The 13206-nt window shown below is 74.0% G+C and carries 13 protein-coding genes; 6 read left to right on the plus strand and 7 right to left on the minus strand.

The genetic code is table 11. The features are described from left to right. Nucleotides 1-373: aldehyde dehydrogenase family protein (locus SNE206_RS33325; RefSeq protein ID WP_407917282.1), on the minus strand; the 373-nt coding region annotated here is incomplete at its 3' end. A 407-nt stretch (nucleotides 374-780) separates the two neighbouring features. Here SNE206_RS33325 and SNE206_RS33330 point away from each other — a divergent pair. Together SNE206_RS33330 and SNE206_RS33335 are read left to right on the plus strand one after the other, a co-directional pair. Beyond that, on the plus strand, nucleotides 781-1689 hold the full coding sequence (locus SNE206_RS33330) for an RNA polymerase sigma factor (RefSeq protein WP_407917283.1): 909 nt from the start codon (nucleotides 781-783) through the stop codon (nucleotides 1687-1689). A gap of 113 nt (nucleotides 1690-1802) precedes the next feature. Continuing rightward, the gene (locus tag SNE206_RS33335; RefSeq protein ID WP_407917284.1) at nucleotides 1803-2699 is read left to right on the plus strand and encodes an alpha/beta fold hydrolase; all 897 of its coding nucleotides are present in this window, start codon (nucleotides 1803-1805) and stop codon (nucleotides 2697-2699) included. A 143-nt stretch (nucleotides 2700-2842) separates the two neighbouring features. Here the strand turns inward: SNE206_RS33335 and SNE206_RS33340 are convergent, their stop codons facing one another. Further along, nucleotides 2843-3316 carry an SsgA family sporulation/cell division regulator gene (locus tag SNE206_RS33340; RefSeq protein WP_407917285.1) on the minus strand — a complete coding sequence of 158 codons (474 nt, stop codon included), beginning with the start codon at nucleotides 3314-3316 and terminating at the stop codon, nucleotides 2843-2845. A 360-nt stretch (nucleotides 3317-3676) separates the two neighbouring features. On the opposite strand from SNE206_RS33340, the gene SNE206_RS33345 reads away from it, so the two are divergent. Beyond that, nucleotides 3677-4165: a TetR family transcriptional regulator gene (locus tag SNE206_RS33345; protein WP_407917343.1), complete on the plus strand. Its 489-nt coding sequence runs from the start codon at nucleotides 3677-3679 to the stop codon at nucleotides 4163-4165. Nucleotides 4166-4327: 162 nt separating this feature from the next. On the opposite strand, the gene SNE206_RS33350 is transcribed toward SNE206_RS33345, so the two are convergent. Beyond that, on the minus strand, nucleotides 4328-5128 hold the full coding sequence (locus SNE206_RS33350; RefSeq protein WP_407917286.1) for an alpha/beta hydrolase: 801 nt from the start codon (nucleotides 5126-5128) through the stop codon (nucleotides 4328-4330). 317 nt (nucleotides 5129-5445) lie between these two features. Here SNE206_RS33350 and SNE206_RS33355 point away from each other — a divergent pair, with 317 nt between their 5' ends. Together SNE206_RS33355 and SNE206_RS33360 are read left to right on the plus strand one after the other, a co-directional pair. Then, entirely contained in the window at nucleotides 5446-5910 is a 465-nt protein-coding gene (locus SNE206_RS33355; RefSeq protein ID WP_407917287.1) for an SsgA family sporulation/cell division regulator, read from the plus strand. A 279-nt stretch (nucleotides 5911-6189) separates the two neighbouring features. Continuing rightward, a complete protein-coding gene (locus SNE206_RS33360; protein WP_407917288.1) occupies nucleotides 6190-6753 on the plus strand; it encodes a hypothetical protein in 564 nt (187 codons plus the stop codon). A 71-nt stretch (nucleotides 6754-6824) separates the two neighbouring features. Here SNE206_RS33360 and SNE206_RS33365 read toward each other — a convergent pair whose 3' ends face one another. From SNE206_RS33365 to SNE206_RS33380, 4 genes are all read right to left on the minus strand, one after another. Beyond that, the gene (locus SNE206_RS33365; protein WP_407917289.1) at nucleotides 6825-8423 is read right to left on the minus strand and encodes a LuxR C-terminal-related transcriptional regulator; all 1599 of its coding nucleotides are present in this window, start codon (nucleotides 8421-8423) and stop codon (nucleotides 6825-6827) included. Further along, entirely contained in the window at nucleotides 8420-9595 is a 1176-nt protein-coding gene (locus tag SNE206_RS33370; protein ID WP_407917290.1) for an AAA family ATPase, read from the minus strand. The genes SNE206_RS33365 and SNE206_RS33370 overlap by 4 nt, the downstream gene beginning before the upstream one ends. Nucleotides 9596-10061: 466 nt before the next feature. After that, nucleotides 10062-10490: a hypothetical protein gene (locus tag SNE206_RS33375; RefSeq protein ID WP_407917291.1), complete on the minus strand. Its 429-nt coding sequence runs from the start codon at nucleotides 10488-10490 to the stop codon at nucleotides 10062-10064. 150 nt (nucleotides 10491-10640) lie between these two features. Next, nucleotides 10641-11510: a Bax inhibitor-1/YccA family protein gene (locus SNE206_RS33380; RefSeq protein WP_407917292.1), complete on the minus strand. Its 870-nt coding sequence runs from the start codon at nucleotides 11508-11510 to the stop codon at nucleotides 10641-10643. Nucleotides 11511-12288: 778 nt separating this feature from the next. On the opposite strand from SNE206_RS33380, the gene SNE206_RS33385 reads away from it, so the two are divergent. Beyond that, nucleotides 12289-13137 carry an alpha/beta fold hydrolase gene (locus SNE206_RS33385; protein ID WP_407917293.1) on the plus strand — a complete coding sequence of 283 codons (849 nt, stop codon included), beginning with the start codon at nucleotides 12289-12291 and terminating at the stop codon, nucleotides 13135-13137. Nucleotides 13138-13206: the final 69 nt, after the last annotated feature.

Consider the following 13206-nt stretch of genomic DNA (forward strand, 5'->3'; position numbering starts at 1 on the left):
CCCACCCGAACTCCTCCGCCGCCTTCAGATAGGCCTCCGCCTGCCGGGTCAGACCCGACTGCCCGGCCCGGGTGAACCAGCCCGCCGAACCGTTCTCCGCCGCGATCAGACCGGCGATCCGCTCCGCCCCCTCCTCCCGCAGGGCATTGAAGCGCCGCAGCACCGCCACCCGCTCCAGCGGCGGCGTCCCACGCCAGACACCCTCCTCGAAAACCGCCCGGGCCGCGGCCACCGCCCGGTCGACATCCGCCGGCAGAGCCTGCGCAGCCCGGCCGATCACCACCCCGTCGTGCGGGGACCGGATCTCCAGCAACCCCGCCCCACTCGGCTCGCTCCAGACACCCGCAATGAAGAGCCGGTCGTACGTGATCATGTCTCGCTCCCACAGCCTCTCGATTACTGTCACATCAATGTAGCACTTAAATCGACAGCTCTGACATTGCTGCCAGTTTTAAGCAGCTTGTCGCCATCGTCGAGGTACATCTGGCGGCGCGACGCAACCCCGCCCGGGAGCCGTCGCGACGGAGCGGCCCGCACCGCCGTTCCCGTGGGCGGTACGCGACGCCGCGCGGAGGCAGATCCGTTCCGGTGCCGCCGGAACCGCCGCCCCGGTCGTCGACACCCTCCCGCCGGGGTCCAGGGCGGCACGGCGCCGGCCCGGCGGCGGCACGGCGGCGGCCCGTCCGGTCACACGTGTCCGGGTCCGGGCGACACACATGTGCCTTTCGGCACGTCTACGCTGAGCGGGTGAAAAGTGTGTCATCTGAGAATCCGTCCGACGTGGAACTCGTGCTGGACACGCGCAACGGCGAGGCCGCCGCACTCGGCGCGCTGCTCGAACGGCACCGGGCCGGGATGCGCGCCGTGGCGATGAGCCTCCTGGGCAACCCGCCCGACGCGGACGACGCCGTCCAGGACGCGTCGCTGATCGCCCTGCGACGTATCGGCGACCTCCGGCAACCCGAGTCCGTCGGCCCGTGGTTGCGGGCTATCGTCCGCAACGTCTGCAGAACGCGGCTGCGTTCGGCCCCTCCCCCGGCGCCGCTGCCCGACCTTCCCGACCTGGCCGGGCTCACGGCGGGAGCCGGCCCCGAGCAGACCATCGACCGGCACGCGATGCAGGACTGGCTGTGGTGTGCGATCGACGAGCTGTCCCCGGTGCTGCGCACGACGGTGCTGCTGCGGCACTTCAGTCCGCGCACCCCCTCCTACGACGAGATGGCCACGCTGTACGGAGTGCCCGTGGGCACGGTCCGCAGCAGGCTCAACGAGGCCAGGAGCAGGCTGGCGGCGGCGATGACGGCGACCGCGGACGCGGTGCACGCCGACGTCCGCGCCCTGTCCCGGGAGAGCGCCGAGGCGGCGGCGGAGACCCTGGCCGCGGCGGAGCAGGGTCGTCTCGCCGAGCTCGCGGCCGAGCGGTGGACGGCGGATGTCGGCTACTACGCGGGCCGGCACAGGGTGGGCGACCGGGACTTCCTGATCCGGGGCATGGCCGCCGACCTGGAGGCGGGAGTGCGACAGCGTTTCGTGAGCGCCGTCGCCGGCCGGGACACCGTCATCTGGGAGATGGACCTGGTGAACCCCCCGGACGACCCTGACCACTGCCCGCCGGCCGTCGCGTGGCTGATGTCCATGAAGGGCGCCCGGATGCACCAGCTGCGGCTCTTCCATGCGCCGCGCCCGTGACGGCGGCAGGTGTGCCCGCAGCGTGACACGTATCACTTCCTCCCGGTCGAACTCCGCCCGAGGCCAAGCGTCTTGCAGGTGTTCGGAGAAGCGCGCACCCCTGGAGGAACCCGATGACGAACCGACCGCCCGGCCCGCTGTCCCCCGGAGCCCACGAGGTCCTGCTGGACGGCCTGACGCAGCGCTACCACGTGTACGGGTCGGGGCCGGTCTGCCTGGCCGTGCCCGGCGGACCGGGAGTGACCTGGGACTACCTCCGGGCACCCGCCCTGGAGGAGTTCCTGACCATGGTGTACGTCGAGCCGCTGGGCACCGGCGGCTCGCAGCGGCTGCCCTCGCACCCGGACGGCTACACCCGCGAGCGCTCCGCACGCAGCCTGATCGGCCTGCTCGACCGGTTGGCGCTGCCGCCGGTGTTCCTGCTGGGGCACTCCCACGGGGGCTTCGTCGCACAGTACTTCGCGCTGCACCACCCCGACCGGCTGCGCGGCCTGGTGCTGTACGAGAGCGCGCCGGTGACGGGCGCGGAGCACATGGCCGAGGCCGGTGCCCGGGTCCAGGAGTTCGCGGCCCGGAACGAGGGCCGGCCCGGACTCCCCGCGGCCCTGGCCGGACTCCGGACGGTCGGAAGCCTCACCGACGACGAGAGGACCACCGATGCGCTGCGGGCGTTGATGCCGGTCTACTTCGCCCGCTACTGGGACCGGGAGGACGAGTTCCGCGACCTTCGCGCCGGGGTGGCCTGCAGCTACATCTCCTCCCTGGACGAGAACGGGGAACCCGACGTCATCGACGACCGGGAGCGGCTCACCACGCTCGGCGTTCCCACCCTGGTCCTGGTCGGCCGGCACGACGTCATCTGCGGACCGCGGTGGGCGGAGGAACTCCACGCGCTGGTCCCGCAGTCCCGGTTGACGGTACTGGAGGACAGCGGGCACTTCGGCCACCTGGAGCAGCCGGACGCGTTCGCGGCCGCGGTGCGGGCGTTCGTCCGGTCGACGTCCGCGTAGGCGGGTGGCCGGTCCGCACACCCGCGGGGCCCGTCGCCACCCGTCGAACGACGTGCGCCCCGCGCGGGACGTGCGGCGAGAGCGCAGGAGGGACGGCGATGCGCAGGTCGGTCACGCCCGCACCGGTCCGTCCACGGCGGTCGTCAGTTCTCCGCCCGCCGACGGGGTTCGTCGAGCAACCCGGAGATGAACCCGTCCCAGTCCAGGGACTCGCCCTCGGTCTGCGCCGGCACGATCTCGTAGGTTCCTTCGAGCCACTCCGCCAGGGCCGGCACGGGCAGCTCCAGCACGGCGCTGGACTGCCGCGACGCCAGCAGGAGAAAGGCGATCCCGCCCTCCTGGCCCGGAGCCGGCCGCACCTGCACGTGGCCTTCGCCGCTCTCCTCGAAGAGCCCCTGGTGGAGCAGCTCCCGGCCGATCCGCCACAGGACGCTCGGCCCGCGGGCCGGTGCGAGGGTCACGGACACGATCATGGGGGCGGCCGGGTCGAAGCGGAACTCCGCCCGGACGGGCCGCCAGGCGCAGCCGTCCAGCACCCGCTTGACGAGCAGGGTCAGCACCGGCACGTCGCGGGGCCCCGTGCGGCGCTCCCGGAGGCCGTACTGTTCGCCGTCCATGGCGGGTTCCCCTTCTGCAGAGCGACTTCGTCAGCCACGACTGTCGCCCACGGGGGCGGCACGCGACATCAGTCACGTGACCGTGAGGCGGAGTAGGTCATGCCGGCGGCGGCTCGTCCGGGCGCGGATCGGCACACCGCGGGGATCGGCGGAACAGGTGAGGCCGACGGCCGACGGCCGGCAGGCGCGGGGCGGCTGTCGCCCGCGGGCCTACTGCCACAGGCCTGACACGTCTGTATCTGCTGGTGCCTCCTCTCCGAGGTGGTTGCGGCCGGAGGCTGCACACCAGCGGGTAGACTTCCCGCTGTGAGAGCTGATGCCGCGCGGAACATCCAGGCTGTGCTGACCACCGGGGCGCGGATGCTGGCCGCCGACCCGGGTGCCAGCATCTCCGCCATCGCCGCGCAGGCGGGGGTGGACCGGCGCACCGTGTACCGGCGGTTCGCCTCGCGCGAGGAACTCCTCGCGGCCGTCTACGCGGCCCGCCTGGAGGCCGTCGAGCACGCCATCGCCGACGCCCGCCTGCGCGAGGCCCCCGTCGCCGTCGCCCTGCACCGCTACGTGGAGAACATCATCGAGGTCAACCGGACCTGGCCGGTGGACCTCACCCGCATGCTCGCCGACCAGGAAAGCCGTGAACGCCGGGACGTCGCCGTCGCCAAGGTCGACGCCTTCCTGCGCCGCGCCACCGACGAAGGCATGCTCCGCGCCTCCCTGCCGGCAGGCTGGGCCGCGGCCCTGCTGCCGGAGCTCATGCACCTGGCGGCCCGGCAGGAACCGGAGCTCGCGGCCGGACCGGCAGCCGACCTGGTCGTCGCCACCCTGCTGCGGGGGGTCGGCGCACCGTGACCCGGGGCCGGGGCACGGCCGGTCCCGGCATCACGACCCGCGCGGCGGCGCTGCGCGACGCGCCGGGCACCGCCGCCGAGGGGAGCGACGGTCAGGGCCTGGGGACGCCGCCGGGGCCCCGGCGGTCCGCACCACCGGGCCGGTCCGCACCACCGGGCCCGGTCAGCGGCGGCCGGGGCCGGGGCCGGTGGGCCGGACGCCTCGTCGGTCGAGCCAGCCGAGCACGTGGTCGGCGACGAACCGCCAGCCGCTGTCCACGACCAGCGAATGGCCCCGGTCGGCGAACTGCTTGAGGTCCGTCAGGGCCGTGGAGTCGCCGTACTCCTTGTACGCGGTCCGGGTCACGGCATCGGGGACCAGCAGGTCCTCCTGGCCCGAGACCAGCAGCAGCGGGCCGCGCCCGGTGTTGCCGGTGTCCACGAGGGCGCTCGGGCTGCGGGGACGGCCGTCGCACCTGAGGTCGTCGAGCAGGCGGCGCGGGACGGGCACCGCGTACCTCTCGTACAGCCGCTCGGACTCGTCGGCGCCGACGGCGTTGGCGAACACGTCGCGGAAGCGTTCGGAGGAGAGCAGGACCGGGGCCCGGGACCGCTCGGCGGCGGCCCCGGGGCGGGTGTGCACCGCGATGTCGTTGATCGGCGCGGGGGCGATGGCGACCGCCGCCTGCCCCAGCCGGGCCCCGATCAGGTGCTGGGCGACCAGTCCGCCGACCGAGTGCCCGACGATCACCGGGGGGACGTCGAAGGAGCGTACGACCTCGGCGAAGTGCTCGGTCAGGTCGTCCAGACCGAGGTCGGGAACGGCGTCCGGACGTTCGCGCGCCTCGCGCGCGGTGGGCGCTTCGCCGGGCCATCCCGGCGCGCAGGTGGCGTAGCCGTGTCCGGCGAAGCACGCCGTCCAGGACTCCCACGACCGTGCGTGCAGCCACGCGCCGTGGATGAACACGACGGGAGTACGGATCACCACTGGTCCTCCGATCCTGATGGCGGCCTGCACCGATGCGGCCGCCACCCCAGCTTGCTGGAGGGTGCTTCGTGGGGGATCAGTCGAATGACTGAAAGCGACCGGGTTCGGACGCGCCCTGCCTGCGGCCCGTCCGGCGGGCGCATCCGGCAGGGCGCACGCGGCGGGCCCGGGCGGCCCCGGAGCCGGACCCCGACGTGTGTCACCGGTGCCGGGCGGTACGGGTGGAACTGACCGTCAACTTACGGATGTGTGCCGCGGCGGGGGCGTCGAGAGTAGGCGTCGCCAGCCACCGTCATTCGAGAGGACCATGCGGCATGAGCGACGACCAGCCCGGAGCGAGCGGGTACCCGGCGGCCCCTCCCGGCCCGCTGTCCCTGGACATCCACCAGCTCGTGGGCTTCTGCGGACAGCGGCGATCGCTGCGGGCGGAGTTCCGGTTCGACCCGGCCGCCGCGCTGGTCGTCACGGTGACCTTCGTGGCGCCGGAGGGCCGCATCCCCTGGGTGCTGGGGCGGGATCTGCTGGACCAGGGCCTGTCCGTGCTCGGCGGCCTGGGGGACGTGCAGATCTGGCCGGTCGGCCCGGAGGGGGCACGGACCGTGCGCCTGCAGCTCAACCACCGCAACGGGATGGCCCTGTTCGAACTCCCCCTCCCCCCGCTGGTCCGGTGGCTGGCGGGCACCTACCGGCAGGTGCCCGCCGGTGCCGAGCTGCGGGACGTGGACTGGGACTCCTGGGCCGCCGCCCTGCACGAGTCGCCCGAGGTCCGCTCCGACTGACGGCCGTCAGGCCGGTGCGGAGCCGGTGGCCGGTCCGCGAGGGGACCGGCCCGGGATCCCGCGCACCGGCACGGGTGGTCGGGAGATGTGCCAGGATGGTCGCCGCCGACGATTCACCGACACACGTCGGGGCATGTTCCCCGGTGGGCGGTGCCCGGGGCGGTACGGTGGCGGACCACGTTTCCCGACGTGCTCACCGCCTCGACACCCGTCCAGGTGTCCTGGACCCCGGCGTGGAGACATGCGCAGCCCATCCAATGTACGGAGGAGTGACCGGTTGTGACCAGCCAGTCAACCGCCACGCTCCGATCGCGGTACGTCGCACAGGCCGCGTCGGATCTGGAGGAGAACCGCCGCCGGCAGCAGGACCTGACCGGGCAGCTCAAGTCGCTGCAGCAGGAGGAGGCGCTCCTGATCGACATCATGACGCTGGCCGAGCACTACCAGGACGGTGCGGAGCCCTCCCCCCTCCCGGAGCAGGCCCAGGACGAGCCGGTGCCCGCCCGGCCGCAGCGGCGCGCGAAGTCCGCACCCGGCGCGGCGGCATCACGTACGGGTGCCGCGCGGGCCGACCGGAAGGGGCAGGCGCAGCGGCCGTTGCTGGGGGACATCCTCCTGGAGCTGCTCGCCGGGTACGGCGAGCCGCGCCTGGCGAAGGACCTGCGCGACGAACTCATGGCGAAGCACCCGGCCCGGGAGCCGACCCCGCAGGTCGTGCGGAACACCCTGGAGTCGCTGGTCGCGAAGGGCCGGGTGCAGCGTCACAAGGAGGAGCGGTCGGTGATGTACACCCTGGACGGCGGTGCCCGCCGGCCCGGGGCTTCCGGCGGTTCGGCCGGATAGCACCTCCGGGGGCCCGGAGCGCGCCGGGCCGCGGAGCGCACCGGGCCGCGGGGGCTCCCCCCGGAACCCGTCTACGATCCCGCTCCGGCGTCGCCCGGGACGGCCGCCAGGGCGTCGCGCAGGGCCGCCCGCGTGGTGATCCCCAGCTTCGGGAACACCCGGTACAGATGGGAACTGACGGTGCGCGGGGACAGGTGTGTCCGTTCCCCGATCTCCTTGTTGGTCAGACCGCGGGCGGCGAGGTCGGCGATCCGGTGCTCCTGCCAGGTCAGCGTCGCCGGGTTGGTGGAACGGTGCTGGGCGGGCGCCCCGCAGGCGCGCAGTTCGGCGTGGGCCCGTTCGGCCCAGGTACGGGCGCCGAGCTGTTCGAAGGCTTCGGCGGCCTGGCCCAGCAGCTGCCGTGCGGCCCTGGGGCCCTGGCTGTGGCGCAGGCGGCCGCCGTGCGCGAGGCGGATGCGTGCCCGTTCGAAGGGGAAGTCGGCGGCGCCGGGATGCGTCTCGGCCCGCTGGAACAGTTCGGCCGCCCGGTCGTCGTCCTCGGCCGTCATCGCGAGCGCCCCGAAGGTGACCAGGGCGAGGCGGGGTGAGACGTCCGGCAGGTGTGCCACCTGCGCCGCCAGGGCGTGTTCGCGGGCCTCCCCGGCCCGGCCGGTGTGCAGGGCGGCTTCGACCAGGTCGAGCAGGGTGCGCGAGGCCTGATGGGCACCGGGCTCGAAGGTGCCGGGCCGGGTGATACCGGTCGCGCAGAGGTAGGCGCTCTCGTAGTCCCCTTCGCTCAGGGCGACCGCTGTTGCCACGGCGTCGGCGATCTGGGTGAGGAAGCCGATCCTGCGGGGGCGGGCCCAGCGGTCGACGGCGGACTGCAGCTCGCGGGCCCGGCCGAGGTCGCCGCGCAGGGCGGCGAGGAGCGCCAGGTAGGCCCGGCTGTGGTGGGCGAACAGCACGTTGCCGTGCGCGGTGGTCAGTTCCAGCACACGCTGTCCCGTCTCCTCGCCCGCTTCCCAGTCGCCCGAGGCGATCTGGTCGAGCATGATCAGGTGCAGCATGGTCATGCCGTTCACCACGGCTCCGGTCAGCAGTTCGCGCTCCACGCTGCGGGCGAGATGCGTGCGGTGGTCGCCCAGGGTGTCGACGTGGTACGCGGCGACGCCGAGCCGGGTGATGTCCCACGGGTCCAGGTGCGGGAAGGCGGCGTACGCCGCGGCGACGCGCTCCTGGACGCCGTGGCCCCGGCGGACCACATCGCTCCAGGCGTCCTGGTAGATCCGCGACGTCGGAGGGACGAGGTCGCCCAGCGAGTCCAGCAGTCGGTGGGTCCGCTGCCAGGCGTCGCGGTCGCCGGCGTACTGGCTGATGGCCAGCAGGAGGTTGACGAGCCTGGTGAGTTCCTCGTCCGGCCCGGCCGTCCCGCTGCCGCACCTGCGTTCGACGGCCGCCGTCAGCTGCCGGTGCGAGGACCGCACGTCGCCGTCCTCGTAGAGCGCCGTGTAGGCGGAGACCAGGACCGAAGCCGCCGATTCGCTCTCGCTCGGCCCGCGGTCGGTGTCGAGGAGCCGCTGGGCCCGGTCGAGCAGTCCGGCGTGCCCGGCCACGAACGCGGCGTTCGCCAGTCGGCGGGACCGGTCCTCGCGGGTCTCGCTCAGCTCCGCCGCGCGGGTCAGCCAGGTCACCGCGGCAGCGGCACCGCCTCGCCGGGTCGCTGACGCGGCCGCCTCCTCCAGGGCTGCGGCCACGCCCTCGTCCGGGTCGACCGTCGCGGCGGCCAGGTGCGTGGCCCGCGTTCGATGTCGTTGCGGTGCACCTGCGCCAGGGTGCCGTGGGCGGCACGGCGGGCGTTCGGGGCGGCCGACCGGACGACCGCCGACCGCACCAGGGGGTGCCGGAACACGAACTCCCCGCTGCCCGGGTCGAGGTCGAGCAGGCCGGCCGCCACCGCCTCGTCGACGTCCCGCATGCGGTACCGCGCGGACCCCGGCAGGCCGGTGACCGCCCCGGCGTCGACACCGTCCAGCGCTCCGAGCAGGAGCTCCGCCCGCAGGGCCGGTCCGAGCGCCGCGATGCGCGCCCCGTACACCTGCTGGAACCGGTCGAGAAGGGGGACGAGCCCGTACCCGGACAGCATGCCGAAGGTGTGCTCGACGGCGTCGGCGCCGAGGTAGGACGGGAGTTCCAGCAGCGCCAGGGGGTTTCCCCGGGCCTCCTCCAGGACCCGGCGGCGGACCTTCGGGTCCAGACCCGGATGACGTGTGTCCAGCAGGCGGGTCGCGGCGGGCTCGGACAGCGGTGGCACCGGGAGGACCGGCAGGGCGGCCGACTCGAAGCCCGAGGACGCCTCGGGGCGCATGGCGACGAGCAGCTTCACGGTGCTGCCGGCGAGACGACGGCCCACGAAGCCGCAGACCGCGGTGCTGGCCGCGTCGAACCACTGGCCGTCGTCGAGGACCAGCAGCAGGCGCGACTGCGCGGCCGCGACCGTGATCAGGTCCAGGACCGCGGTGCCCAGTGTCATGACGGACGGGGCCTCCGCCCGGCTTCGCCCGAACACCACGTCGAAGGCGACCCGGTGGACGCCGTCCAGCTGCTCGGCGTGCGTGAGCAGCGGATGGAGCAGCTGGTGCAGGCCGGCGAAGGGCAGGTTCGACTCCGCCTCGACACCGACCGCCCGGACCACCCGGAACCCCGCTCCCGCCGCCTGCTCGGCGACGTGCTTCAGCAACGCGCTCTTCCCCACGCCCGTCTCGCCCCTGACCACGAGGGCCTGGCCCCCGGGCGAGGTGACGAACGAGGAGAGAACCGATTCCTCCGCTTCCCGGCCCACGATGGGCGACGCGAGCGACTCCACCACCTGCTCCCTTCCCCGGACGGGCCGGGGTGCGCCCCGGGCCTTCGGATACTGCGACCGCCTGCTGCGGGACGCCCGGTCGGGGCGCGTCCCGCACTCCCCGGCTCCCGGCGGGACGGGCCCGCGGGCCGGCTCCGCCCGGCACCGTACGGACGTGTGCAGGGTGTCCGCGTTCCTACCGGCACAACCCTCCTCCACGCCGCCGCACCGGGACCAGGCAGCAGGCAGGCGGTTGGCAGGCAGTTTCCCTTCCTGCCGGACAACCTACCCGGCACACGTGTGAGCTGACCAGCCCGGCGCCCCGGACGGACATGTGCCTGCCCGGCCGCTCGGTCCGGCCATCCGCCGGCTCCCGGGGGCGACAGCACTCCCCGGACCACTCACATGTGCGTCAGGATGTGCTGCACACCGGACGGTCGGCGGATGCCGGCCGGCCACCGCACCGCCGACCGTGCGGCCGGCCCCCTCACCTAGCCTGCAGCGGCCCGGCCAGGGACTTGCGCAGGGCCGCGGGGGCGACGACGGGGAGCAGCGAGGCGAGGATCTTTCCCTTGAGCGCGCGGGGGCGTCGTGTCAGCTCCACGTCGACACGGGTGCCGTCGCCCTCGGGGGTCATCCGGAAGACCCAGCCGCCGCCGGCGCCGAAGAGCTTCGAGTCGAGCGTCGTGACGGTGACGGTGTCGCCGTCGGGGGCCCACTCGTAGCGGGCGCGCTCCCAGGCCGCGGCGGTCCCCTCGGTCACCTCGGCCCAGTGGGCGCCCAGGTCGTGGACCGTGAAGTGTTCGGCGTCGATCGTGGACCAGGCCTGCGGGCGGGAGGGGCCGAAGTCGGTGAGCACCTCCCGTACGGCCGACGGGCTCAGCGCGGAGACGAGGTGGATGCGGACGACTGGCATGGTGGACGTTCCTTCAAGTAAGTAACCGCTTTGACAGGTGACGACTTTTCCATGGACTGCCGTCACCTGTCAAGGCGGTTACTACGCGCGGGCGGTCGCCCTCGTCCGGGACACCGGGGCGCAGCCAGCAGGGCGCCGGTGGCAGACCCGTCAGTCGTCACCCCGCAGCAGCGTCAGCACGCGGAGCGCCTCCAGGTAGATCCACACCAGGGTCAGGGTGAGCCCGAAGGCGGCCAGCCACGCTTCCTCGCGCGGGGCGCCCTCCGCCACGGCGTCCTCCACCTGCCGGAAGTCCAGGGCCAGGAAGCAGGCACCGAGGACGATCCCGACGACGCCGAAGGCGATGCCGGGGCCGCCGCTGTCGAAGCCGAGCCCGTTCCCGCCGCCGAAGGCCGAGAACAGCAGGTCGGCGAAGGTCAGCAGGACGAATCCCGTCGCCGCGGCCAGGACGAAGCCGGAGAACCGGGCGGTGACGCGGATCCAGCGCATCCGGTAGGCGATCAGTACGCCGGCCGAGACCGTCAGGGTGCCGAGCACCGCCTGGACGACGACCCCGGGGGCGATGTACGTCGAGGTGACATCGGACAGGACACCGACGAAGACGCCCTCGAAGGCCGCGTAGCCGAGGATCAGCGCCGGTGACGGCGTGCGCCTGAACGTCTGCAGGAGCGACAGGACGAACGCCACCAGCGCGCAGCCGACGGCGATGGCGTACGAGCGGGCCACGCCGGTCTCGTCCACGGGCAGCAGGGTCCAGGAGAGCACCGCCGCCAGCGCCACCGTGCCCAGGCTCGCGGCGGTACGGACCACCACGTCGTCCAGCGTCATGGGCGTGCCGCCGGCGGAGGCCTCCTCGGCGGGGCCCGGGTCGTCGAACCCTGCGTAGGGGCTCCCGGGCCGGTCGCCGGGCCGCCGTGCGCCCGCGGACAGGCCGACCGTCCGGGGCCGCGCGACCCCCGTCCCCGGGGCGTCGATGCGGCTGAACGCCCGCCTGGACAGGATCGGGTTGCTGGTTCTCACGGCGTTCTCCTTCTGGTGGTCATGCCGTCGCGGGGGCGTTCGTGCCACAGGTCCCTCGGCCGATGACGGCGAACGGGGTGGGACGGGACGGGACAGGCCTCAGGACGGGATGCGGTGGTCCGGCCGGGTCAACGGTGCGTCAGGACGGCGCGACAGCACGGCGGGACCGCTGTGCCGGTGAGCAGGGGCACGCTGTCCGGGGCCGGCGTATTCGTGGCAGCCGCTGTCGTCCGGTGCCCCCGGCGGGAGAGCAGCGCGTGCTCCCCGCGAGCGGGCGACGAGCCCGGCGTCACCTACTCTCGGCCGCCCGCCTCCCCGGCGCATCAGTCAGTTGACGGTCGGGCAGGACCGGGACCACCACGGCGCTCCGAAGCCCTGACGTCCCCGGCCGGCGCCCGGGGCCCTCGCGGCCGTGGGCGCCGAGGCAGGGGAGCTGCAGCAGCGGCGGCGGCCCACAGCCGCACGACCCGTACCCCGCCGGACCCGACAAGCGGCGACCGGACGCCGACGCACCCGCTGGAGTGCCCGCCGATGCGCAGCCCACGGCGCCGCACGGCTCAGGTGGTTCGCGTGACGTCGTGACGTAAGGGAGCCGGCGACGCGGGCCCCGGCAACCGACCGTCATGTGACGGATCCCCGGTCCCCGGCCCGGCGACGAGGGTGGAGCCCGTCAGACCCCCTCGAGCACCGCCCCGCAGCGGAGCGGTGGGCCGTGCGACGCACGGCACGAGGCGGTTTCTCTCCCCACATGTCGATCCGACCCGGAAGGGGTTCTCCCATGGCAGGTAGCAGCAATCGGCACAAGCGGTGGTTTCCGACGGCCGTCGTCCCGGCGGTCGCGGCCGGTGTCGTCCTGGGCTCGGTCGCCATCGGCGGCTCGGCGAACGCCACCACTCCCACGGTGACCGTCGAGCGGGCCAGGCCCACCATCGTCCTGGAGCACGGCGCGTTCGCCGACGGCTCCAGCTGGAGCAGCGTCATCACACGGCTGCGGGCGGACGGATACCCGGTGGTCGCCCCCGCCGACCCGCTGCGCGGGCCGGCCGCCGACGCCGCGGTGCTGCGCAGCGTCCTGGACAGCATCAAGGGGCCCAAGGTCCTCGTGGGGCACTCCTACGGAGGCTCCGTCATCAGCGCCGCCGGCGCGAACGACCCACAGGTCAAGGCCCTGGTCTACGTGGCCGCGTTCCTCCCGGCCCCGGGCGAGACGGCGCTGGAACTCACCGGCAAGTTCCCCGGCTCCACACTCCCGGACGCCCTGAACCCGGTCACCTACACCCCGGCCGGCGGCACCGCCACCACCGACCTGTACATCCGGGCGGACAAGTTCCGCCACCAGTTCGCCGCCGATGTGCCGGCCGCCCAGGCCGCCGTCATGGCCGCCGCCCAACGGCCCATCGCCCAGAACGCCCTGACGGAGGAGGCCACCGTCGCCGCCTGGCAGGAGAAGCCGAGCTGGGACATCGTCACCACCCAGGACCTCAACATCCCCGCGGCCGCGCAGCTGTACATGGCCCGCCGCGCGCACTCCCACGTCACCGAGGTGGCCGCCTCGCACTCCGTCGCGGTCTCCCACCCTGCCCTGGTCGCCCGGGTCATCGAGGAAGCGGCCAAGGCCGGCCGCTGACCCGGGCGGCACGCAGGGCGGCCGCGCGCCGGCCTGCGGCAAGGCCACCCACGACGGCCGGCCTCCTGC

It is taken from the genome of Kitasatospora sp. NE20-6, assembly GCF_045862635.1.